At 62.5% G+C, this 22588-nt stretch carries 16 protein-coding genes, 1 tRNA gene and 2 rRNA genes (1 of these 19 cut by a window edge); 13 read left to right on the plus strand and 6 right to left on the minus strand.

Annotation, left to right across the window (positions count from 1 at the left end; translation table 11 throughout):
* Positions 1–20: 20 nt before the first annotated feature.
* The 8 genes from LT988_RS16515 to serB all read left to right on the plus strand — a co-directional run bounded on the left by LT988_RS16515 (position 21) and on the right by serB (position 9101).
* The gene (locus LT988_RS16515) at positions 21–851 is read left to right on the plus strand and encodes a carbon-nitrogen hydrolase family protein (protein WP_232406635.1); all 831 of its coding nucleotides are present in this window, start codon (positions 21–23) and stop codon (positions 849–851) included.
* An 84-nt stretch (positions 852–935) separates the two neighbouring features.
* Positions 936–2381, plus strand: coding sequence for a metalloprotease TldD (tldD, locus tag LT988_RS16520; RefSeq protein ID WP_232406636.1), 1446 nt, complete (start codon positions 936–938; stop codon positions 2379–2381).
* 76 nt (positions 2382–2457) lie between these two features.
* Entirely contained in the window at positions 2458–3807 is a 1350-nt protein-coding gene (gene pmbA, locus LT988_RS16525; RefSeq protein WP_232406637.1) for a metalloprotease PmbA, read from the plus strand.
* A 111-nt stretch (positions 3808–3918) separates the two neighbouring features.
* The gene (locus tag LT988_RS16530) at positions 3919–4203 is read left to right on the plus strand and encodes a hypothetical protein (RefSeq protein ID WP_232406638.1); all 285 of its coding nucleotides are present in this window, start codon (positions 3919–3921) and stop codon (positions 4201–4203) included.
* Positions 4204–4357: 154 nt separating this feature from the next.
* Positions 4358–5713: an NAD(P)/FAD-dependent oxidoreductase gene (locus LT988_RS16535; RefSeq protein ID WP_232406639.1), complete on the plus strand. Its 1356-nt coding sequence runs from the start codon at positions 4358–4360 to the stop codon at positions 5711–5713.
* The gene (locus tag LT988_RS16540) at positions 5710–6477 is read left to right on the plus strand and encodes a DUF1365 domain-containing protein (RefSeq protein WP_232406640.1); all 768 of its coding nucleotides are present in this window, start codon (positions 5710–5712) and stop codon (positions 6475–6477) included. The genes LT988_RS16535 and LT988_RS16540 overlap by 4 nt, the downstream gene beginning before the upstream one ends.
* Positions 6477–7703, plus strand: a complete 1227-nt coding sequence (locus tag LT988_RS16545; protein WP_232406641.1) for an SAM-dependent methyltransferase — start codon at positions 6477–6479, stop codon at positions 7701–7703. The genes LT988_RS16540 and LT988_RS16545 overlap by 1 nt, the downstream gene beginning before the upstream one ends.
* 129 nt (positions 7704–7832) lie before the next feature.
* Positions 7833–9101, plus strand: coding sequence for a phosphoserine phosphatase SerB (gene serB / locus LT988_RS16550; RefSeq protein ID WP_232406642.1), 1269 nt, complete (start codon positions 7833–7835; stop codon positions 9099–9101).
* 119 nt (positions 9102–9220) lie between these two features.
* On the opposite strand, the gene LT988_RS16555 is transcribed toward serB, so the two are convergent.
* Positions 9221–12055, minus strand: a complete 2835-nt coding sequence (locus LT988_RS16555; RefSeq protein ID WP_232406643.1) for an EAL domain-containing protein — start codon at positions 12053–12055, stop codon at positions 9221–9223.
* A gap of 225 nt (positions 12056–12280) precedes the next feature.
* Here LT988_RS16555 and LT988_RS16560 point away from each other — a divergent pair, with 225 nt between their 5' ends.
* Positions 12281–13612, plus strand: coding sequence for an MFS transporter (locus tag LT988_RS16560; RefSeq protein WP_232406644.1), 1332 nt, complete (start codon positions 12281–12283; stop codon positions 13610–13612).
* A gap of 81 nt (positions 13613–13693) precedes the next feature.
* Here LT988_RS16560 and LT988_RS16565 read toward each other — a convergent pair.
* Together LT988_RS16565 and LT988_RS16570 are read right to left on the minus strand one after the other, a co-directional pair.
* Positions 13694–13770, minus strand: a tRNA-Pro gene (locus tag LT988_RS16565).
* A 10-nt stretch (positions 13771–13780) separates the two neighbouring features.
* Complete coding sequence (locus LT988_RS16570) at positions 13781–14749, minus strand: polyprenyl synthetase family protein (protein WP_232406645.1); 969 nt, start codon at positions 14747–14749, stop codon at positions 13781–13783.
* A gap of 264 nt (positions 14750–15013) precedes the next feature.
* Here LT988_RS16570 and rplU point away from each other — a divergent pair, with 264 nt between their 5' ends.
* The 4 genes from rplU to proB all read left to right on the plus strand — a co-directional run bounded on the left by rplU (position 15014) and on the right by proB (position 17961).
* Positions 15014–15328, plus strand: coding sequence for a 50S ribosomal protein L21 (gene rplU / locus LT988_RS16575; protein WP_232406646.1), 315 nt, complete (start codon positions 15014–15016; stop codon positions 15326–15328).
* 13 nt (positions 15329–15341) lie between these two features.
* A complete protein-coding gene (gene rpmA / locus LT988_RS16580; protein ID WP_232406647.1) occupies positions 15342–15620 on the plus strand; it encodes a 50S ribosomal protein L27 in 279 nt (92 codons plus the stop codon).
* 91 nt (positions 15621–15711) lie between these two features.
* Positions 15712–16818, plus strand: a complete 1107-nt coding sequence (gene cgtA, locus LT988_RS16585) for an Obg family GTPase CgtA (protein ID WP_232406648.1) — start codon at positions 15712–15714, stop codon at positions 16816–16818.
* Between the two features lie 18 nt (positions 16819–16836).
* Positions 16837–17961 (plus strand): glutamate 5-kinase, encoded by a 1125-nt coding sequence (proB, locus tag LT988_RS16590; RefSeq protein WP_232406649.1) that lies wholly within the window; start codon positions 16837–16839, stop codon positions 17959–17961.
* A 123-nt stretch (positions 17962–18084) separates the two neighbouring features.
* Here the strand turns inward: proB and LT988_RS16595 are convergent, their stop codons facing one another.
* The 3 genes from LT988_RS16595 to LT988_RS16605 form a co-directional block, all read right to left on the minus strand.
* Positions 18085–19218 carry a DegT/DnrJ/EryC1/StrS family aminotransferase gene (locus tag LT988_RS16595; protein ID WP_232406650.1) on the minus strand — a complete coding sequence of 378 codons (1134 nt, stop codon included), beginning with the start codon at positions 19216–19218 and terminating at the stop codon, positions 18085–18087.
* Positions 19219–19541: 323 nt separating this feature from the next.
* Positions 19542–19657 (minus strand): 5S ribosomal RNA (gene rrf / locus LT988_RS16600).
* Positions 19658–19756: 99 nt separating this feature from the next.
* A 23S ribosomal RNA gene (locus LT988_RS16605) occupies positions 19757–22588 on the minus strand; it runs 56 nt beyond the window's last position.

Below are 22588 nucleotides of genomic sequence, written 5' to 3' on the forward strand. Positions count from 1 at the left end.
CAGTGATTGCGGTAGAGACCATGAAGACAAAACCGAAGGTCGGAGCGGTCCAGATGGCAACCGGTCCAAACGTAAACGCCAACCTCTTCGAGGCGGAGCGCCTCATCAAGGCGGCCAAGGAGAAGGGTGCGAGTCTCGTCGTGCTTCCCGAGAACTTCGCCTTCATGGGCAAACGCGATCAGGATCAACTGGCACTGCGCGAAGAGGACGGCGACGGACCCTTGCAGGCTTTTCTGGCGCGTGTGGCCAAACAGCAGGGCGTTTGGCTCGTCGGCGGGACCATCCCGCTGGCTGCACACGATGCAAGCAAGACTCGGGCGGCCTGTCTGGTGTTCGACGATCGCGGCCAGCGGGTGGGGCGCTACGATAAGGTGCATCTGTTCGACGTCTGTCTGCCCGAGGGTGGGGAGCGCTATCAGGAGTCGGCGACGATCGAACCGGGGGGCGAGACCCTCGTCCTCGACACGCCATTCGGACGCATGGGTGTTGCGGTCTGCTACGATCTGCGTTTTCCGGAGATGTTTCGTCGCATGCTCGACGGCGGGATGGAGATTCTGGCGATCCCTTCATCTTTTACAGCCATCACAGGGAAGGCCCATTGGGAAACCCTGGTGCGCGCCCGGGCCATCGAGAATCTGGCCTACGTGATCGCGGCCGCGCAAGGCGGCTTCCACATCAACGGCCGCGAGACGCACGGCCACAGCATGATCGTCGATCCCTGGGGCACCGTGCTCGCGCAGGTGCCGAGGGGATCGGGCTTCATCTGCTGCGCGCTGGATGACGACTATCAGGATTCGGTCAGACGCAACTTCCCGACGATCGACCATCGTCGTTTGAAATGCCACGCTTAAGACCGCAGCTTTAAGTTATTCCGACAGGCCCGCGTGCATACAGGTTCGCGACACTGTCTCCTCGACGGAGCCCGACAACACCCGATGACGACCGACCCGATTGCGATTGCACGCACGAGTATCCTCGAGCCCGCGGGATTGACCGAGCAGGACCTCGATCGTCTACTCGGACTGCTCGCCGGCTCCACGGTGGATGCCGCCGATATTTACTTTCAGTCCAGCCGGCTTGAGTCCTGGGTCCTCGAGGACGGGATCATCAAAGACGGCAACTTCAGCATCGAGCAAGGCGCCGGGTTGCGGGCGATCAGCGGGGAGAAGACGGGTTTTGCGTACTCGGACGAGTTGCGTTTCCCGGCGCTCGCACAGGCGGCGGAGGCCGCCCGCGCGATTGCGCGGATCGGGCAGGGTGAGCAGGTCCGCATCGGCGAGGTTGCAAACAAGCGCAGCCTCTACGACCCCACCAATCCGATCGCCAGCCTGCCCGATCCTGAAAAGATCGCTCTGCTGCAACGGGTCGATGCCGAGGCACGGCGAGCCGATCCGCGTGTGCGCGAGGTCGTCGCCAGTGTGGTCGCCGTCCAGGACACGGTGCTGGTGTTGGGTGACGATGGCGCCTTGTCGGCCGATGTGCGCCCCCTCGTGAGGCTGAACGTGAGCGTCGTGGCCGAAGACGGCGGACGGCGCGAGCAGGGATCGAGCGGCGGCGGTGCCCGAGCCGATTTGGATTATTTCCTCCTCGAGGATCGAGCGCTGTCCTTCGCGCGCGAAGCCGTGCGCCTTGCGGTCACCAATCTCGAAGCCGGCGATGCGCCCGCAGGGACTATGACGGTCGTGCTCGGATCCGGCTGGCCGGGCGTCTTGCTGCACGAGGCGATCGGGCATGGGCTCGAAGGCGATTTCAACCGCAAGGGCAGCTCTGCCTTCGCCGGGCGGATCGGCGAGCGGGTGGCTGCCCCGGGCGTGACGGTCGTGGATGACGGCACCTTGCCGGGTCGGCGCGGGTCGTTGAACATCGACGACGAAGGGACCATGACCCAGAATACCGTCTTAATCGAAGACGGAGTTCTCTGCGCCTATATGCAGGACAAGCTCAACGCGCGTCTCACCGGGACGCACTCCACGGGCAACGGTCGCCGCGAATCCTACGCTCACCTGCCGATGCCGCGCATGACCAATACCTACATGCTCGCCGGCGAGCGCGATCCCGAAGAGATCATCGCATCGGTAGACAAAGGCTTGTACGCGGTCAATTTCGGCGGCGGGCAGGTGGACATCACCTCGGGCAAGTTTGTCTTCTCGGCGAGCGAGGCCTATCTGATCGAGAACGGCAAGGTCGGACGCCCAGTGAAGGGTGCGACCCTCATCGGCAACGGTCCGGATGTCCTGACCCGCGTGAGCATGATCGGTAACGATCTGCGACTCGACCAGGGCGTCGGCACCTGCGGAAAGGAGGGGCAGAGCGTCCCGGTCGGGGTCGGCCAACCGACCTTGCGGATCGACGGTCTGACCGTCGGCGGGACGAGCGCCTGACGGGGAGGCCCGCTCTCGCGACACGACCAGGCCACCGACGCCGTGCTCGGAACCTCTCTCATACAAAGGACATGCCATGTCGATTGCCGCCACCGATGACACCGCGGATCGCCTCGCCCGCCTGAAACAGACGATCGAGGATCTCCTCAAGGAGGCGAAACGACGCGGCGCGACCGCCGCCGAGGCGTCGGTCGGCAGCAGTGCCGGACTTGAGGTCTCGGTCCGGCTCGGCGAGGTCGAGACGGTCGAGCACACGCGCGACAACGGCCTCGGGATCACTGTTTATTTCGGAAACCGCAAGGGTTCGGCAAGCACGTCCGACCTCAGTGCCGGCGCGGTGCGCGATGCGGTGAAGGCCGCCTGTGCCATCGCCGAGCACACCCAGGAGGACCCTTGCGCGCACCTCGCCGACGCGGCCCTGCTGGCCGCCGAGATCCCGGACCTGGATCTCTATCATCCCTGGCATCTGGGGGTCGAGGACGCGATCGAGATCGCGGCGGCCTGCGAGGACTCGGCCCGCGGCTATGATCCGCGGATCGTCAACTCGGAGGGAGCGAGCCTCTCCACGCACACCGGGATCCAGGTCTACGGCAACAGCCATGGATTTGTCGCCGGATACCCGACCAGTCGGCACGGGCTCAGCTGCGCCGTGATCGGTCAGGAGGGCGAGAGCCTGCAACGCGATCACTGGTGGACCAGTGCTCGGGCAGCGGCCGATCTTGATTCGGCGCGCATGGTCGGCGAGCGTGCGGCCGAGCGCACCGTTGCCCGGCTCGGGTCGCGCCGCATTCCGACCTGTCAGGTCCCCGTCCTCTTCCGTGCCGAGGTCGCGACGGGCCTGATCCGCAGCCTGGTCTCGGCGATCCAGGGCGGCAGCATCTACCGGCGCACCAGCTTCCTGCTCGACCACCTCGGCGAGCGCATCTTCCCGGAGTTCTTGCGGATCCATGAAGAGCCGCACCTGCCGCGGGGTCTTTCGAGTGCGCCGTTCGACGGGGATGGTGTGGCGACGCGCGCCAAGGATCTGATCACCGACGGGGTTTTGCAGACGTATCTTCTGGATGCCTATTCCGGCTGTCGGTTGGGTATGCCGACGACGGGCAACGCAGGCGGCGTGCGCAACCTGCGCATCGGCATGGGTGATCTCGATCGCGCCGCCTTGCTGCGCGAGATGGGGACCGGACTGATGGTCACGGAGCTGATGGGGCACGGCGTGAATCCGGTCACGGGCGACTACTCGCGCGGTGCCGCGGGCTTCTGGGTAGAGGGCGGAGAGATCCGACATCCTGTCGAAGAGATCACCATCGCGGGCAACCTCAAGCGCATGTACGCGGGCCTGCTGGCAGTCGGCAACGATGACGATTATTCAGGCAGCACACGCACCGGCTCCTGGCTGGTCGACAAGATGACGGTTGCAGGCGAATAGGACGGCCGTTGCAGGGGCTCGTCGCCCCTCTCGCCGTGCTCGGTGCGCCGAGTCCGGCGATATTCGGAGGATTCGGGGGTCCGTCGCCCCAAAGATCACACCCGCAACACGATGGATACACCCGACCCGCTGACCGAAACCTTGGCGCTGATCGCGTCGGCACCCGAGTCCGCCTCGGCGCTGACGCTCTACGCCCTTGCCTGCACGCTTGAGCATCAAAAGGCCGGCTGCCTGTTCAAGCTGACCAAGCTCTTCGATCTGCCCGCCGATCACCGCCCGCTGGCCTACGGCCTGATGGAGCTCTTGGCTGCGGGCGAGGTCGGCACGCAGCGCTGGACCGACGCAAAGTCAGGGATGGACGAGCTGATCCGCGGAACGCCGCGGCGTTCGGTCTGAGCCCGGCGGATCCATCTGCCTTCCAAGGTTTTCGTCTACCCGTCAGTCGGGCTCTTGAGCTGTTCGAGCGGCGCTTCAATATTGGACGAAACATGAACAGCCTTCGTGCTGTTGTGGGCCCTGTAATCGGGATCAAACGGAAGGATCAATTCGGATGTCAGTCAAAACAATCGGGATCGTCGGCGGCGGTATTGGTGGGCTGGGCGCGGCCTGGCTGCTGGATCCGCGTTACGAGGTGACCCTACTCGAGCGTCATGCGTATGTCGGTGGTCACAGCAACACGCTCGATGTCCCGGACCCGCGCGGGGCCTTTCCGGTCGACACCGGATTCATGGTCTTCAATCGGCGCAACTATCCGTTGTTGACCGCGATGTTCAAGCATCTCGGTGTCGCAACCTATCCGACCAGCATGTCCTTCGCGGCTAGCCTGGAGGGCGGGCGAATCGAGTACGGCGGAGACAGTCTGAATACACTGTTCGGCGCGCGCTCGAATCTGTTGGATTGGCGTTTTCTGTGGATGATCAAGGAAATTCTGCGGTTCAACGCAGCGGCGAAAAACTTCATCAACTCCAACCCCGGCGATACCCTGACGGTCGGGGATTTTCTGCGGCGTGGTCGTTACTCGGAGCGGTTCGCCAGTCACTACTTGCTTCCCATGGCAGCGGCGATCTGGTCGTGTCCCACCGAAGACATGCGGGACTTCCCCTTCCTGAGCTTTGCCCGATTCTTCGCCAACCACGGTCTGCTCGATCTGGTCGATCGCCCGGATTGGGAGACGGTGCGCGGCGGCAGTCGTGCCTACGTGCAGGCGATCCTGGCCCGGTTCCGAGGGCGTTGCCTGCCCGACACGCCGGTTAAGCGAGTGCGGCGTCGCGAGCAGGGAGTCGAGGTCGAGACCGCGGCCGGCGAGCTTTTGCAGTTCGATGCGGTCGTGATGGGGTGTCATGCCGACGAGGCACTCTCTTTGATCGAGACCCCGACGCCGGTCGAACGCGATATCCTCGGCGACTTCCGGTATCAGACCAATCAGGTCTTTCTGCACACGGACCCCGCGCTGATGCCGAAACGCCGCCGGGTCTGGTCGTCGTGGAACTATATCCAACAGCCGGGCGAGGGCGCCGATCGTCCGGTGACGGTGACCTACTGGATGAACAGCCTTCAGGATCTACCGTCCGACCGCGATGTCTTCGTCAGTCTAAACCCGCGCGTGCCACCGCGCAGCGGTTCGATCCTTGCGGAATTGACCTACGAGCATCCCATGTTCGACGCGAGCGCCACCGATGCCCAGCAACGCATCGGCGAGATCCAAGGCCGCGATCGGATCTGGTTCAGCGGGGCTTATCTGGGATACGGATTCCACGAGGACGGCTTGCGTGCCGCAGTGGATGTGGCGCGTGGGCTCGATGTGCGTCCGCCCTGGGAGACGGCTGCGCCGTCGACCGCGTCGAGCGCCGGCGAGGTTGCGGGCGCCGTGTCCCGGCGGAGTCGCATGACGGCGTTGTCCTCGTGAGCGCCGTCGCCGGCCGAGTGATCTTCGGCGATGTCATGCATCGGCGGCTCTTTCCGGTGCGTTATCGCTTCGTCTATCGCGTCTTCAGCATGTTGCTGGATGTCGATCGGGTCGGCGAGATCGCGCGCGATTGCCGCTGGTTCTCTTACAACCGCTTCAACCTGTTCTCGTTTTACGATCGTGATCACGGCGCGCGCGACGGTCGTGGTCTCAAGCCCTGGTTGCTCGAGCGACTGCGCTTGCGCGGGCAGCAGATGGAGATCGCCCGCATCGAGTTGCAGTGTTTTCCCCGTGTGCTCGGATTCGTCTTCAATCCCTTGAGTGTCTGGACGTGTTTCGACCACTCGGACAGGCCTGTCGCGGTGCTGTGCGAGGTCAACAACACCTTCGGCGAGGCCCACAGCTATCTGTTGCACGAGCAAGGTGCGCCGATGGACTGGCCGATCCGTCACGCGCATCGCAAGGACTTCCACGTCTCGCCCTTCGTCGACATGAACGCGGACTATCACTTCCGCTTTACCCGGCAAGGCGATCGACACGCGATCGTGATCCGCGAGTATCAGGACGCGTCATTGATGTTGGTGGCCGTCCAGCAGGGGACCGCGGAGACGATCACCGACGCCAAGCTGCTGCACGCCGCCTTCGCCTATCCGTTCCTGACGCTGAAGGTCGTTCTCATGATCCATTGGCAGGCTTTGAAGATCTGGCTCAAGGGCGGGCGCTACCATTCCAAGCCAGCTCCGCCCCTAGAGGAGGTGTCCTGATGTCCGCAGAGGAGTTGATCGAAGAACCCTTATCCCGCCGATCGAGCTGGCCGAGCCGCCTGATCGGCGGGTTTTGCCGGCACCTGGCGTTCGGCCAGCTCTTGGTGCGTTTTCCCGACGGAAGCGCCACCCTGCATCGCGGCCGGTTCCCGGGCGGGAGCGGTGCGATGGAGGTGCAGTCGCCGCTCAAGATGGCTGGACGACTGCTGACCCGTGGCGAGGTGGGTTTCGGCGAATCCTACGTTGAAGGGCATTGGACGACGCCCGATCTCGCCGCATTGCTCGAGGTCCTCTACGACAACATGGAGCACCTCGGCGTGGGGCCGCGCGGGATGCGTTGGTCGCGGCTTTGGGATCGGTTGAGCCATCGGTTGCGCGACAATCACCCCATCAACAGTCGCCGCAATATTGCCCACCATTACGACCTGGGCAACGACTTCTACAGGCGTTGGCTCGATCCGAGTATGACCTACTCGTCCGCGCTCTTCGCCGACCCGGCGCGGGACAGCCTGGAATCGGCCCAGGAGCGTAAGTATCACCGATTGCTCGATGCAATGGACGCCAAGCCCGGCGAGCATGTTCTGGAGATCGGTTGCGGATGGGGCGGTTTTGCGGAGCTGGCGGCGCGGCGTGGTCTGCGCGTGACCGGCGTGACCCTCTCGCGCGAGCAGCTCGCCTATGCGCGCGAGCGCCTCGAGGCCGCCGGTCTTGCCGATCGGGTCGACCTGAGGCTTCAGGATTATCGCGACATCGAGGGTCGCTTCGACCACGCGGTCTCCATCGAGATGATGGAGGCGGTGGGCGAGGCCTTCTGGTCGACCTACTATCGGGCATTGCGTCGGTTGGTGCGGCCGGGCGGTCGAATCGCCTTGCAGGTCATCACCATCAACGAGGACGATTTCCCGGTCTACCGCAAGCAACCGGATTTCGTTCAGCTCTATATCTTCCCGGGCGGGATGCTGCCCACACCCGAGCGCATGACACGCGAGGCGAAGGATGCGGATCTTCTGATTCGGGAGACCGCGTGGTTCGGCCTCGACTATGCCGAGACCCTTCGACGTTGGCGTCTCGCCTTCCATGCGGTGGATCAGGAGGTGGCCCGGCTCGGGTACGATGCGCGTTTCCGGCGGATGTGGGATTACTATTTGGCCTATTGCGAGACCGGCTTCAGAACGGGCTGTATCGACTTGACCCAAACGGTCCTCGAGGTCCCGCAACAGAGCTGATACCGGTCGGGTGGAGGAAGGCGCGGGCGCGCGTTCAGCGCATCCCACTCCTGCGCGCGCGTTCGGTATAGACTGCGCCGGTTTGCTCAATCCGAACATTTCGTAGAATCCACGCGCAATGGAAACCGCATGAGCGAGATCGTCCTCATCAACGTCTCGGGCGAGGACCGTCCGGGGATCACTGCGGCCCTGACCGAAATCCTGGCACGGTATCGGGTGCCGATCCTCGATATCGGCCAGTCGACCATCCACAATGCCTTGGCGCTCGGTCTCCTCGTCGAGCTACCGGCGGACAGCGCATCCTGCCCGGTGTTTCGCGATCTGTTATTCACCGCCCACGGCATGGGGCTGGATCTTCGGTTTACGCCGATCGATCCCGACGCCTACGAAGACTGGGTTGCCGAGCAGGGGCAACCGCGGCATATCCTCACCCTTCTGGGCCGCGAGATCGATTCTGAGCATATCGCGCGGGTTGCCGCCGTGGTCGCCGAATACGGCCTCAACGTCGATCGGATTTCCCGACTGACGGGGCGGATCTCGCGGCGTGTGCCGGAGCGCCATCCGCTTGCCTGCGTGGAGCTTTCGGTCCGCGGTGCGGTAGCGGATCTCTCCGAGCTGCACGCAGGTTTGCTTGCGCTCGGACAGATCCTGGATGTGGATGTCGCGGTGCAGGAGGACGATATCTTTCGGCGCAACCGCCGTCTGGTTTGTTTCGATATGGACTCGACCCTGATCCAAACCGAGGTGATCGACGAGCTGGCCGCGGCAGCCGGTGTCGGACCCGAGGTCGCGGCCATTACCGAGGCCGCGATGCGCGGCGAGCTCGACTTCAAGGAGAGCTTCCGGCGCCGTATCGCACTGCTCGAAGGACTCGACGAGTCTGTCCTCGGCGAGATTGCGGAGCGCCTGCCGATCACCGAGGGCGCCGACAGGCTCATCGCGAGTCTCAAGCAGCTCGGCTATCGCATTGCCATCCTTTCCGGCGGCTTTACCTATTTCGCCGAGCACCTGAAGGGTCGATTCGGGATCGACGACGTTTATGCGAATTCGCTGGAATTTCGCGACGGAAAACTGACCGGCACGGTCTCGAGCGAGATCATCGACGGGGCGCGCAAGGCCGAGTTGCTGCGGGAGATTGCGGCCCGCGAAGGGATTCGCTTGGAGCAGGTCATTGCCGTGGGCGACGGCGCCAACGATCTGCCGATGCTTGCGATCGCCGGCCTGGGGATCGCGTTTCATGCCAAGCCGATCGTGACCAAGCAGGCGCGTCACGCCATCGCGAACGTCGGGCTCGACGGGATCCTCTATCTGCTCGGCATGCGTGACCGCGATCTCGAGCGTCTCGCCCAAGGTGCGTCGACGTCGAGCGACGAGGCGCTCGCGGCGGCTTCCCGATAGCCAGCCGTTTTGCCGGAGGTCAACGCGCGGCTTGTCGGCCAATCCGACCAGGGCGCCGATCGGACCGGTCGGAGGGACAAGCCCCCCGCGAAGCTTCCTGCGGTACGTGCCTTGCTGCGCTATGTCGGCAGTCGGTCGTCGTCTGATTCGGGTCGAATAAACCCCGCTCTCAGGTGTCGTTCGACGGCCTTGGCCTCCATTGGAGGCGCGAACCACATCCCCTGCCCGCACCGGCACCCCATCGCCTCCAAGCGCTCGGCTTGCTCGCGGGTCTCCACGCCCTCCGCCACCGTGTCGAGGTCGAGTGCCCGCGCGACCGCAAGCAAGGCCTGAACGGTTTCGACGGACTCGGGGTTGTCGTCGAGGTCGAGGACGAATTGACGGTCGATCTTGAGCGTGCTGACCGCGGACCGACGCAGATAGGTCAGGGACGAGAAGCCGGTACCGAAGTCGTCGAGAACAAGCCGAACGCCGAGATCCCGGAGCACGGCAATCTGGGTGCGATAGTGTTCGCCGTACTCCATCATTGCGGTCTCGGTGAGCTCGAGCTCGAGCCGGGCGGGGTCGATCCCTGTCTCCTCGGCCGTTGCGAGGACATCATCGGCGAGACAGCCGGCGCGGACCTGCTGGGGCGAGACATTGACGCTGATCCGACCGAAGGCGAGGCCCCGGTCATCCCAACGGCGTGCCTCGCGCGCCGCCGTGCTCAGCACCCAACTGCCGAGGACATGGAACAATCCCCGGCGTTCGGCGAGATGCACGAAATCACCGGGCGGCAGGATGCCTTCGACCGGATGGCGCCAGCGCACCAGTGCCTCGACCGCCGTGATCCGCCCGCTCGCGAGCTCGACCTGTGGCTGGTAGTGCAGAAAGAGCTCGCCGCTGCGCACGGCCTGGTCGATCCGATCCGTCAGGGCTGCATCGCGGCGGACCTGCCGTGTCATGGCGTCGGTGTGGAATGCGTAGCTGCCGCGTCCGTTGTTCTTCGCCTTGTAGAGGGCGACATCGGCCCGGCCGAGGAGGGTTTCCAGGTCGATATCCGGCTTGGGAATGAAGACGACACCGACGCTTGCTCCACAAGTGATGGCATGGCCGTCGATCGAATAGGGCCGACTCAGGTGCTCGACGATCTTCGCGGCCAAGGTGGCAGCATCCGAGATGCTTTGCGCATCCGGTTGAATGACCGCGAACTCGTCGCCGCCGAATCGTGCGACCGTGTCCATGCCGCGAACGAGGGTCGACAGGCGCTGGGCGACCTCCTTTAAGAGCAGATCGCCAACGGGGTGACCTAGGGTGTCGTTGACCTCTTTGAAGCGGTCGAGATCGAGAAAATGCAGCGCAAAGCCCTTATCGGCGCGCCGGACCGAGGTGAGGCGCTTGGTGAGCTGGCTTTTGAAAAGGGTGCGATTGGGCAGGCCGGTGAGGCTGTCGTAGTAGGCGAGTCGCAGGATCTGCTCCTCGGTGCGTTTGCGTTCGGTGATGTCGTGGAAGGTGACGACGACGCCCATCGCGGAGTCGCCGACGCGGATCGGCGTGGCGCGATACTCGACGGGAAACGCCGTACCGTCACGTCGCTGCAGGACCTCGTCGCTGACCACGATGTCCTTGCCGGTATGCATCACGGAGAGCATGCGGCAGGCGGTCGCGTCGCTGTCGCCTTCTTCCGGGCCGTCATGGGTAACGGCGGGGCAAGGCTTTCCGACGAGGTCGTTCGGGTCGTAGCCCAACAGGCGTGCGCCGGTGGGGTTGATGAAGGTCGTCACGCCGTCGGGATCGAGCCCGAACACCCCTTCGCTCGTCGACTCCAAGAGTAGGCGGGCGCGTTCCTCCGCGGCGATCCGCGCGGCGCGATCACGTGCTTGCTGCAAGGCGACCGCGACCAGCGCAGCGCCCTGCGCGATATACATCAACTGTTCTGCATCGGGTTTTCCGGGTGCCCGCGAATAGATGTCGAAGGTTCCCAAGATGTTTCCGCCGACATCGCGAATCGGCTCGGACCAGAAACTTCGGACACCGCTCTCTTGCGTGATCCCTGCCAGCGACTGCCAGTACGGATGATAGAGAACGTCCGCGACGACCAGAGGCTCGCCGCTCGGGCGGGCGGCCGTTCCGTTGGCCGGTTCGTTCGTCAGGCGGTCGATCGCCTCGACGAGTCGCTCCGGAAGGCTCGGCGCCGTGCCGACGCGCAGGCGGTGTGTCGCGCTGTCCATCAACATGATCGAGCACATGAGGGTCTGGTCGAGCGTCTCGATCGACGTGGCGATCGCATCGAGCGCCTCCTGCACGGGAGCGCCGTCGGCGATCAACTCCATGATGCGAATGCGGCTTTCCTGAAGCATCCAGGCGCGTCGGGTCTCGGTGACATCGCGTACCGTTCCGGTCATGTGCGTCGGACGGCCGTGCTCGCGGGTCAGCGTCGCGCGCTCGTGGAGGTAACGTACCTCGCCGTCCGGCAGCAGAATTCTGTGCTCGCAGTCGTAGTCCCGGGTCCCGGCGATGGCCGCCCGAACAGCACGCTCGACCCGACTCCGGTCGTCCGGGTGAACGCAGTCGAGGAAGCCTTTGTAGTTGCCCGGGAAGCTCTCGGGCGGGATCGCGAAGATGCGATAGACCTCAGCGGACCACTTGAGTCGGTCGTTCTCGGCATCCCACTCCCAGGTTCCGAGGTGCCCGAGCCGTTGTGTCTCTTCGACCAAGCGTTCGGTTCGAGTCAAGCGCTCTTCGAGCGCGGCGTGTGCCTCTCGTGCCTGCGTGAGCTCGGCGGCGATGTCGCGACGCAGTCGCCGGAAATGCCGGGCCGCGGCGACCGCAACGACAACCAGGAAGGTCAGTGTCAGCGTCGTGACCATCGCGATGGACGCTGGCCAAGTCGCCGCCGCGGGCTCGGATGCGAGCACGAGTGTCGTGGGGCTCCAGGTGATCGGAAGCCAGATCCATCGGGTCGGAGTGGGCAAAGCGATCGGTGGCTCTGGCCTCATGTCCATTTGGGCATCAATGGTGATCGTTGGGTGTGCGGTCGAATTTCGGGACTGCGGGCTGTTCTCGCAGACCCGCTCGTGGCAGGCATCGTGAGTCGTTGCCGTGCCGGTCTTCAAACGGAGTATCCGCATCCATCGCCTGATGGGATAATGCCGGCCCGACTGTCCTCACTGCAATGGCCCATCGCCGGAGATCCGCAGATGCCCGACCTCGACCGGACCTACCGGATCGGCCCGATCCATTTGGCGCCCTCCGTTCTGCCTCGGAACGGCTGGACCTTCTTGGCGGCTGCCTTCTTCTCGATCGGGTTGATGATCTTCATCTCCATCGGCCAGACCTACATCCTCAACGAGCATCTCGGGGTTCCGGAATCCAAGCAAGGCGCGATCAGCGGCAACCTTGTGTTCCTCACCGAGATCGTGACCCTGTTGCTCTTTCTGCCGGCCGGCGTTCTCATGGACAGAATCGGTCGCCGAGGGGTTTACGCGTCGGGGTTTCTGGTCCTGGCGTTGACCTATGTCCTCTATCCGCTGGCGGAGTCGGTCGAGGCGCTCTATGTGTACCGGGTCCTCTATGCGATCGGTGTGGTCGCGGTCGCGGGCGGGTTGTCGACCGTCCTTGCCGATTATCCAGCAGAACGCTCCCGCGGCAAGTTGGTGGCCATCGTCGGTGTCATGAGCGGCTTGGGTGTCGTCCTCATCAGTCAAGGTCTCGGTGCCATGCCGAAGGTCTTCACCGGGGCGGGTTTCGACGGCGTCACCGCGGGAAGGTTGACCCATTTTATCGTCGCGGGCCTCGCCGTCGCGGTTGCTGTATTGCTCCTGTGGGGTCTTAAACCGGGTGTTCCCGTGCGTCTCCAAGATCGTCCAAGCGTGCGCGAGCTCTTGGTCGGCGGGTTTGCGCACGGGCGTAATCCGCGCATCCTCCTGGCATATTCATCTGCATTCATCGCACGCGGCGACCAATCGGTCAACGCGATCTTTCTCGTCCTCTGGGGCACCCTGGCCGCCAAGGCGGCCGGCATGGAGTCCGCTTCGGCGGTGATGAGCGGGACCCTGATCTTCGTGATGGCGCAGATCTCGGCACTCGTCTGGGCGCCGGTTCTCGGTCCGTTGCTGGATCGGATCGACAGGGTCACCGGGCTCGCGATCTGCATGGCCCTGGCGGCCTTGGGTAATCTGAGTCTGTTGGCGCTCGAGGACCCGCTCTCCACGTACGGACCGGTCTTCTTTATCCTTTTGGGGATCGGGCAGATCAGTGTCTACCTCGGCGGTCAATCCCTGATCGGGAAAGAGGCACCGGTTGGGCAACGGGGCTCGGTGCTCGGTGCCTTCAACGTTGCCGGAGCGATCGGCATTCTCTTGATTACGCCTGTTGGCGGGTATCTCTTCGATCGGATCGATCCCCGCGCACCCTTTATTGTTGTGGGCCTGATCAACGTGATGCTCGTCTTCGCGAGCATCTACGTGCGCATCAGGCATTCGCCGGAGCCGTCGAGTGCATACGGCGAGAACAGAACCTTCCTGCGATGAGCAGGATGCCCCGCGCAGCTTGGCGTGACGTGTCTCGAATACGAAAAAGCCGGCATTCGCCGGCTTATTCATTCGAAGATTTGGTCGGGGTGACTGGATTCGAACCAGCGACTTCTGCCTCCCGAAGACAGCGCTCTACCAAGCTGAGCTACACCCCGAAACGGTCAATCAGTGCTTGCGGTCAACCGAGAAATCCGCCAGTGTCGCCAAGGCTTCCGTGGCGGGGCAAGGAGGAAAGGCGCGCAGTGCACGTTTTGCTTGATCTGCGTAGTCTTCCGCAAGCCGCTTAGTATAGGTAATGGCGTCGGTCGACGCAATCACCGCTACCACGGATTCCATATGCTCACGACCGCCCTCTTCGATGGCCTTGCGCAGGAGGAGCTTTTGATCGGGTGTTCCGACTTCCATGGCCCGAATCACCGGAAGGGTGGGTTTGCCCTCGTCGAGGTCGTCGCCGACGTTCTTGCCGAGCTCGGCGTTTGCCGGACTGTAATCGAGCGCGTCGTCGATCAGTTGGAACGCGATCCCGAGGTTCAGGCCGTAGCTCGCTGCGGCCTCCTCGACCCCGGGGTTCGATCCGGCGAGTACGGCACCGAGGCGCACCCCCGCTTCGAATAGCGTCGCCGTCTTGCGCGTGATGACTTCCATGTATCGGCCCTGACCGGTGTCGGGGTCGCGGGTATTTAAGAGTTGGAGCACCTCGCCCTCGGCGATCCGGTTGGTCGCGTGTGAGAGGATGTCCATGACGCGCATGTTCCCGACATCGACCATCATCTCGAACGCGCGCGAATAGAGGAAGTCTCCGACCAGAACGCTGGCATCGTTACCCCAGACGACGTTGGCCGTTTCGCGGTTGCGTCTGAGCTCGGAGGCATCGACGACGTCGTCATGCAGGAGGGTCGCCGTGTGGATGAACTCCACGACGGCCGCGATATCGATATGGCGGTCACCGCTGTAACCGCAGGCTCGAGACGCGAGGAGCACCGAAAGCGGGCGCAGTCGTTTGCCGCCGCTGTTGACGATATAGTTCCCGATCTGATTGATCAGCACCACGTCTGACCGAAGTCGGCGCAAGATCAAGGCGTCAACGGCCTTGACGTCTTCGGCGACGGGTTGTCGGAGCGCGGTGATATCCATGAGGTGACTATGGACTGACTGATCGTGGCGGCGGATGCTAGGTGCGGGATGGGGGCATGTCAAGTCGGAGGCGGGCTGCGAGGTCGTTGCGTCGTGGAGCCGTCGGGGGGTTCGCTCATGGATCCGGTTACGGGTCCGGTGGCGCTTTCCGACCGACCTCCAGACAACGTCCTTGACCGTGGTTTGCGCGTCGAGTAGTATTCCGCTTCTTTTGTTTCGGCGCTTGCCGCCGATCTCGCCGAATGGTTTTGGGGATCTTCAGACATGTACGCGGTCATTCAAACCGGTGGCAAACAATACCGGGTTTCGGAAGGCGACACCGTTAAGGTTGAAAAGATAGTTGCCGACGAGGGTGCTGTTGTCGATTTCGATCAAATCTTACTGGTGGCCGACGGAGACGATGTCAAGATCGGCAAGCCCTACGTCGAGGGCGGTAAAGTGAGTGCAACCGTGGAACGCCACGGTCGCGCGAAAAAGGTCATGATCGTCAAGTTTCGGCGGCGTAAGCACCACCTGAAACGGCAGGGCCATCGCCAAGCATTCACGGCCCTGAAGATTACGGCGATCAGCGCCGGCTGAAGAGGAGAGTCCCATGGCACACAAGAAAGCTGGCGGCAGCTCACGCAACGGGCGTGATTCGGAATCCAAACGGCTCGGCGTCAAGGTCTTTGGTGGGCAGGTCGTGAAGGCGGGGTCCATCATCGTTCGCCAACGCGGGACCCGATTCCACGGCGGAGTCAACGTCGGCTGTGGACGGGATCACACCCTCTTTGCCCTGCGCGACGGGATCGTGACCTTTGTCGAGCAAGGCCCGAAGAATCGGAAGTTCGTGACGGTGGTCGAGAAGCCGGCCGACGTCGGCTCCGCCTGATCGTTCCGGGCGCCGACCCATCGCAACGGGCTCGCGAGCCTCGTCGTTTCGGCGGGGCTCTTTTCGTTTTGGCGATGAGGTCTTTTGAGTCATGAAATTCGTCGACGAGGCGTTCATTCGGGTCGAAGCAGGTGACGGGGGCAGCGGCTGCGTCAGCTTTCGTCGCGAAAAATATATACCCAAAGGCGGGCCCAACGGCGGGGATGGCGGCAACGGCGGCAGCGTCTACTTGGTCGCCGACGCCAATCTGAACACTCTGGTCGACCTGCGTTATCAGCGCGTTCATCGCGCCGAGCGGGGGCAGAACGGCAGAGGTCGAGACATGACCGGTCGTGCCGGTGCCGATCTGGTCATCCGGGTCCCGGTCGGGACTCGCGTTGTCGAGCGAGAGACCGGCGAGTTGATCGGCGAGCTTCTGGAGTCCGGGCAGCAGATGTTGGTGGCGCAAGGCGGCTTTCACGGCATCGGGAATGCTCGGTTCAAATCCAGCACCAACCGAACGCCGAGACAGTTCACTCCCGGAACACCGGGCGAGCGCAGAGATCTCCAGCTCGAGCTGATCCTGCTTGCAGACGTCGGTTTGCTCGGTTTCCCGAATGCCGGTAAATCCTCTCTCATCCGCCAGGTTTCGAGCGCCCGCCCGAAGGTCGCGGACTATCCGTTCACCACGCTGTATCCCAACCTCGGTGTCGTTCGGCTTGGCCGCGACCGCAGCTTCGTTATTGCCGATATCCCCGGCGTGATCGAGGGTGCGGCGGACGGTGCAGGTCTCGGGAGTCACTTCCTCAAGCATCTGTCGCGCACACGTTTCCTGCTTCACCTGGTCGATGTCGCCCCCTTGGACGAGGAGGTCGATCCCGTCGAGCAGGTCCGCAAGATCGAGGCGGAGCTCTCAGCGTTCGGCGAAGGACTCGCGCTCAAGGAGCGTTGGTTGGTGCTCAATAAGATCGACCGGCTTCTCCCCGACGCGTACGCGGCGCGGCGCGAGGACATCATCTCCCGACTCGAGTGGAGGTTGCCCGTCTACGGGATCTCAGCGTTGACGGGGGAGGGCACACCGGTGCTGATGGGCGATCTGATGAGTCGGTTGGAGGCATTGGCTGCCGCTAGGGCCGCCGAGCAGGCCGGAGCAGATCACGATGCGGGCGGCGACGGCGATTCTGCATCACCCCGGACCGATTGGCATCCGCTCGACTGAACTGGTTGGACCTTTCCTATGATTTCGCGCGCCATGATCCCCTTCACGCGTCGCTGGGTCGTGAAGATCGGAAGTGCCTTGTTAACCCGGGACGGCGCTGGACTCGAGCGCAGCATGCTGGCGCCTTGGGTGGAGCAGATCAGCGCGCGCCGAATGGCGGGCAACGAGGTCGTTCTGGTGTCCTCGGGCGCTGTCGCCGAGGGAATGGCGCGGATGGGTTGGACGGCGCGTCCCAAAGCCCTCCATGCGCTGCAGGCGGCTGCGGCGATCGGACAGATGGGTCTCGTGCGTGCTTATGAAGACTGTTTCCAGGCGCGCGGACTGCACACCGCGCAAGTGCTCCTGACCCGTGACGATCTGGCCGATCGGGCCCGATATCTCAACGCCCGCAGCACGCTTCGGACCCTGCTCAAGCTCGGTGTGATCCCCGTCATCAACGAGAACGACACGGTTGCAACCGACGAATTGCGCTTCGGTGACAACGATACGTTGGCTGCTCTGGTCGCGAACCTCATTCAGGCCGACCTCCTGATCCTCCTGACGGATCAGGACGGCCTGTTCGACCGCGATCCACGCGCGCACGCCGATGCCTGCTTGATTCCCGAGACCCGGGTCGACGATCCGCAACTCGATCAGGTCGCGGGCGGCAGCGTCACGGGCCTAGGTACGGGTGGAATGGTCACCAAGGTCCGTGCGGCCCGGCTCGCGGCTCGCTCGGGTACGCCGACGGTGATTGCGCCCGGGCGCGGCGAGGACGTTCTAAGGCGGATCGGCGAAGGGGAGGGCGTCGGCACCTTGTTGGTGCCCTTCCAGGGGCCTCAGGCGGCGCGTAAGCAGTGGTTGGCCGGTCATCTTCAGGTTCGTGGTCGTCTCACGCTCGATGCCGGTGCCGTGAGCGCCTTGCGCGAGAAGGGGACGAGCCTCCTCGCCGTCGGCGTCAAAAAGGTCCAGGGGACCTTCCGCCGTGGCGAGGTTGTTGCCTGCGTCGATGAATCGGGACGCGAGGTGGCGCGCGGCTTGGTCAACTACGATGTCCAAGAAGTCGAGAGGGTCAAGGGCGAGCCGTCGAGTCGATTCGAGGCGATCCTCGGCTATCTCGACGAGCAGGAGTTGATCCATCGCGACAACTTGGTGTTGCTCTAAGCCGCGTCCCGAGTGCCCCGCCTTCTCTTCAAGCGACTCGATCTCTCGTCCATCAACGATCGTCTGAGCGGGCTCGGTTTAGATCCAGGGTTGCTCTCTTTCGATTCCCCTGGTCGCCTGACCTTAAGCGGTGCCGAGTCCAGCGGCATTTGCGACCGCATCGGCGATCCCGACTTGATCCTGATCCGACAGGTACGGATGCATCGGCAGACTGATGACCCGCTGCGCAACGCGGGCGCTGACAGGCGTTCCGAACCGCTCCAGACTGGGTTGAAACACGGGTTGATCGTTCAACGGCACGGGATAGTGTACCGCCGTCGGAATCCCTTCCGCCGCCAGCGTCTCTGCCACTCGATCGCGCCCGTCGACCTGGATGGTGTACTGCGCATAGACCGATTCGTTACCTGGTGCGATGAATGGCGTCAACACCGCGCCGTTGCCGATCTCGCTGGAGACTGCTCCTCGGGCCTGAAGCATTTCGGAGTAGCGTGCGCCCAGCCGGCTCCGCGCATCGACCTCATTCCGAAACAGGGGTAGCTTCGCAAGGAGAACCGCAGCCTGAAGCGTGTCGATGCGGCCGTTCAGGCCAAGACGCGGGTGGTGGTAACGGCGATCTTGACCGTGGTTCCTGATCTCTTTCAGCCTTTTCGCCAAATCATCGTCGTTCGTGAAACAGGCACCGGCGTCGCCGTATGCGCCCAGCGGCTTGGAAGGGAAGAATGACGTGCAGCCGATCGAAGACAGGGCACAGGACCGCTTCCCCTTGTAGGTGGCTCCGAAGCTCTGTGCGGCGTCTTCGATCACGGGCAGCCGGTGCCTTGCGGCGATCTCATTGATGGCATCCATGTCTGCGCATTGGCCGTAGAGAGAAACGGGCATGATGGCTCGGGTCCGTCCAGTGATGGCCTCTTCGATGCGGGCGGGGTCGATGTTGTAGGTCGCGGGGTCGATGTCGACGAAGACGGGACGCACGCCGAGCAACGCAATCATCTCCCCGGTGGCGATAAAGGTGAACGGTGTGGTGATGACCTCGTCGCCCCGACCGATCTCCAATGCCATCATGGCCGCGAGCAAGGCGTCGGTCCCGCTCGAAAGACCGATGCAGTGCCGCGTGCCGACGAATTCGGCGAGCGCGATCTCCAGCGCTTCGACCTCGGGTCCCATGATGTATTGCCCGTGCTCCAAGACCGCATGAATGCGGGCCCTCACGTCGTCTTCGATCAGTCGATACTGTGACTTCAAGTCGATGAATTGCATTCGATCCGCCTTAAACCGCGCCCAGCGCGGTATGCGATGTTTTTGGATGGGGTCGGCCCCGGCAGACTTGACGACTGCTGAAGTCCGCACGGTTTAAGATATGAAAAAATGTAGCATTTTAAACCGCGCTCCGCTAAAGGCCCTGGATGCACCAAACGTCGAGCTCACTCGAAAATTTAGCCTCTCGCTCTGGACGCGGTTTGGATCGTTGGTCTGGATGACAGATTCAATCGGCATCAGGATACCGGGTTTCTGTCGAGACGTCTTTTCCTCGGGCACAAAAAAAACCCCCGCCTGGTTGAGGCGGGGGTTTGGGTGTAAGGCCCTGGCGGTGACCTACGTTCGCATGGGGAGGCCCCACACTATCATCGGCGAGACACCGTTTCACGTCTGAGTTCGGGATGGGATCAGGTGGTTCCAGTGTTCTATGGCCGCCAGGAAAACGGGCGGTCGCGCCCCGTTCGGGGGACGCGTCCTGTTCGGTGAGATCGCAGTTGCGGGAGAGGTCGACACCCGGCGCAACGCGCTTGGGTGTTATATGGTCAAGCCGCACGGTCAATTAGTACGGGTTAGCTTCACGCGTTGCCGCGCGTCCACATCCCGCCTATCAACGTCGTGGTCTTCGACGGACCTTCAGAGGCATCGAGTGCCTAGGGAGACCTCATCTCGGGAGGGGCTTCCCGCTTAGATGCTTTCAGCGGTTATCCCGTCCGAACATAGCTACCCGGCAGTGCCACTGGCGTGACAACCGGAACACCAGGGGTTCGTCCACTCCGGTCCTCTCGTACTAGGAGCAGCTTCCCTCAAGTCTCCAACGCCCACGGCAGATAGGGACCGAACTGTCTCACGACGTTCTAAACCCAGCTCGCGTACCACTTTAAATGGCGAACAGCCATACCCTTGGGACCGACTTCAGCCCCAGGATGTGATGAGCCGACATCGAGGTGCCAAACACCGCCGTCGATATGAACTCTTGGGCGGTATCAGCCTGTTATCCCCGGAGTACCTTTTATCCGTTGAGCGATGGCCCTTCCATACAGAACCACCGGATCACTAAGACCTACTTTCGTACCTGCTCGACGTGTGCGTCTCGCAGTCAAGCACCCTTATGCCTTTGCACTAAACTCCCGATTTCCGACCGGGATTAGGGTACCTTCGTGCTCCTCCGTTACGCTTTGGGAGGAGACCGCCCCAGTCAAACTACCCACCATGCACTGTCCCTGACCCGGATGACGGGTCGAGGTTAGAACGTCAAACAGACCAGGGTGGTATTTCAAGGTCGGCTCCACGGCAACTGGCGTCACCGCTTCAAAGCCTCCCACCTATCCTACACAAGTCGGTTCAACGTCCAGTGCAAAGCTGTAGTAAAGGTTCACGGGGTCTTTCCGTCTAGCCGCGGGTACTCGGCATCTTAACCGAGATTTCAATTTCACTGAGTCTCTGGTGGAGACAGCGCCGCCATCGTTACGCCATTCGTGCAGGTCGGAACTTACCCGACAAGGAATTTCGCTACCTTAGGACCGTTATAGTTACGGCCGCCGTTTACCGGGGCTTCGATCAAGAGCTTCTCCGAAGATGACCCCATCACTTAACCTTCCGGCACCGGGCAGGCGTCACACCCTATACGTCCGCTTACGCGTTTGCAGAGTGCTGTGTTTTTAATAAACAGTCGCAGCGGCCTGGTCACTGCAACCCCTCTGGGCTCCGGCCGCAAGGACCTTCACCTACCAGGGGCGTACCTTCTCCCGAAGTTACGGTACTATTTTGCCTAGTTCCTTCACCAGAGTTCTCTCAAGCGCCTTGGGATTCTCACCCTGCCCACCTGTGTCGGTTTGGGGTACGGTCACACCGAACCTGAAGCTTAGAGGCTTTTCCTGGAAGCATGGCATCAACCACTTCGTCTCCGTGGAGACTCGTCGTCACGTCTCGACATTGAACCCCCGGATTTGCCTAAGGGTCCTGCCTACACGCTTAAACCGGACACCAACTGCCGGCTGGCCTAGCCTTCTCCGTCCCCCCATCGCAGTTCGGTCTGGTGCAGGAATATTAACCTGCTTCCCATCGACTACGCCTCTCGGCCTCGCCTTAGGGGCCGACTCACCCTGCGCCGATGAACGTTGCGCAGGAAACCTTGGGCTTTCGGCGAGGGGGATTTTCACCCCCTTGGTCGTTACTCATGTCAGCATTCGCACTTCCGATACCTCCAGCATGCCTTACAGCACACCTTCAACGGCCTACGGAACGCTCCCCTACCATGCGTACAAGTACGCATCCGCAGCTTCGGTACATGGCTTAAGCCCCGTTACATCTTCCGCGCAGGCCGACTCGACCAGTGAGCTATTACGCTTTCTTTAAAGGATGGCTGCTTCTAAGCCAACCTCCTGGCTGTCTGGGCCTTCCCACATCGTTTCCCACTGAGCCATGATTTAGGGACCTTAGCTGGCGGTCTGGGTTGTTTCCCTTTTGACGACGGACGTTAGCACCCGCCGTCTGTCTCCCGTGATTGCACTTGCCGGTATTCGGAGTTTGCATCGGTTTGGTAAGCCGGGATGGCCCCCTAGCCGAAACAGTGCTCTACCCCCGGCAGTGATACACGAGGCGCTACCTAAATAGCTTTCGGGGAGAACCAGCTATCTCCGGGCTTGATTAGCCTTTCACTCCGACCCACAGCTCATCCGAATCTTTTTCAACAGATCCCGGTTCGGGCCTCCAGCGCGTGTTACCGCACCTTCACCCTGGCCATGGGTAGATCGCCCGGTTTCGGGTCTACTCCCAGCGACTGAATCGCCCTGTTCAGACTCGCTTTCGCTACGCCTCCCCTCTTCGGTTAAGCTTGCCACTGAGAAGTAAGTCGCTGACCCATTATACAAAAGGTACGCAGTCACCCCCGAAGGGGCTCCCACTGCTTGTACGCAGACGGTTTCAGGTTCTATTTCACTCCCCTCAACGGGGTTCTTTTCGCCTTTCCCTCACGGTACTGGTTCACTATCGGTCGGTAGGGAGTATTTAGCCTTGGAGGATGGTCCCCCCATGTTCAGACAGGATATCTCGTGTCCCGCCCTACTCGATTTCACCCGGAAAAGAGTTTCGCGTACGGGGCTATCACCCTGTATCGCCGGACTTTCCAGACCGTTCCGCTACTCTTGACCGCGCTTAAGGGCTAATCCCCGTTCGCTCGCCGCTACTGAGGGAATCTCGGTTGATTTCTGTTCCTCCGGGTACTGAGATGTTTCAGTTCCCCGGGTTCGCCTCGTACACCTATGAATTCAGTGCACGATACCTGCCTGATGGCAGGTGGGTTTCCCCATTCGGACATCCCCGGATCAAAGTCTGTTTGCCGACTCCCCGAGGCTTTTCGCAGGCTACCACG

This window comes from Thiocapsa bogorovii (genome assembly GCF_021228795.1).
Taxonomy (GTDB): Bacteria; Pseudomonadota; Gammaproteobacteria; order Chromatiales; family Chromatiaceae; genus Thiocapsa; species Thiocapsa bogorovii.

Coding starts and splice junctions, on each gene's coding strand:
- LT988_RS16515 (WP_232406635.1), top strand. CDS start 21: ATGAAGACAAAACCGAAGGTCGGAGCGGTCCAGATGGCAACCGGTCCA.
- tldD (WP_232406636.1), top strand. CDS start 936: ATGACGACCGACCCGATTGCGATTGCACGCACGAGTATCCTCGAGCCC.
- pmbA (WP_232406637.1), top strand. CDS start 2,458: ATGTCGATTGCCGCCACCGATGACACCGCGGATCGCCTCGCCCGCCTG.
- LT988_RS16530 (WP_232406638.1), top strand. CDS start 3,919: ATGGATACACCCGACCCGCTGACCGAAACCTTGGCGCTGATCGCGTCG.
- LT988_RS16535 (WP_232406639.1), top strand. CDS start 4,358: ATGTCAGTCAAAACAATCGGGATCGTCGGCGGCGGTATTGGTGGGCTG.
- LT988_RS16545 (WP_232406641.1), top strand. CDS start 6,477: ATGTCCGCAGAGGAGTTGATCGAAGAACCCTTATCCCGCCGATCGAGC.
- serB (WP_232406642.1), top strand. CDS start 7,833: ATGAGCGAGATCGTCCTCATCAACGTCTCGGGCGAGGACCGTCCGGGG.
- LT988_RS16560 (WP_232406644.1), top strand. CDS start 12,281: ATGCCCGACCTCGACCGGACCTACCGGATCGGCCCGATCCATTTGGCG.
- LT988_RS16570 (WP_232406645.1), bottom strand. CDS start 14,749: ATGGATATCACCGCGCTCCGACAACCCGTCGCCGAAGACGTCAAGGCC.
- rplU (WP_232406646.1), top strand. CDS start 15,014: ATGTACGCGGTCATTCAAACCGGTGGCAAACAATACCGGGTTTCGGAA.
- rpmA (WP_232406647.1), top strand. CDS start 15,342: ATGGCACACAAGAAAGCTGGCGGCAGCTCACGCAACGGGCGTGATTCG.
- cgtA (WP_232406648.1), top strand. CDS start 15,712: ATGAAATTCGTCGACGAGGCGTTCATTCGGGTCGAAGCAGGTGACGGG.
- proB (WP_232406649.1), top strand. CDS start 16,837: ATGATTTCGCGCGCCATGATCCCCTTCACGCGTCGCTGGGTCGTGAAG.
- LT988_RS16595 (WP_232406650.1), bottom strand. CDS start 19,218: ATGCAATTCATCGACTTGAAGTCACAGTATCGACTGATCGAAGACGAC.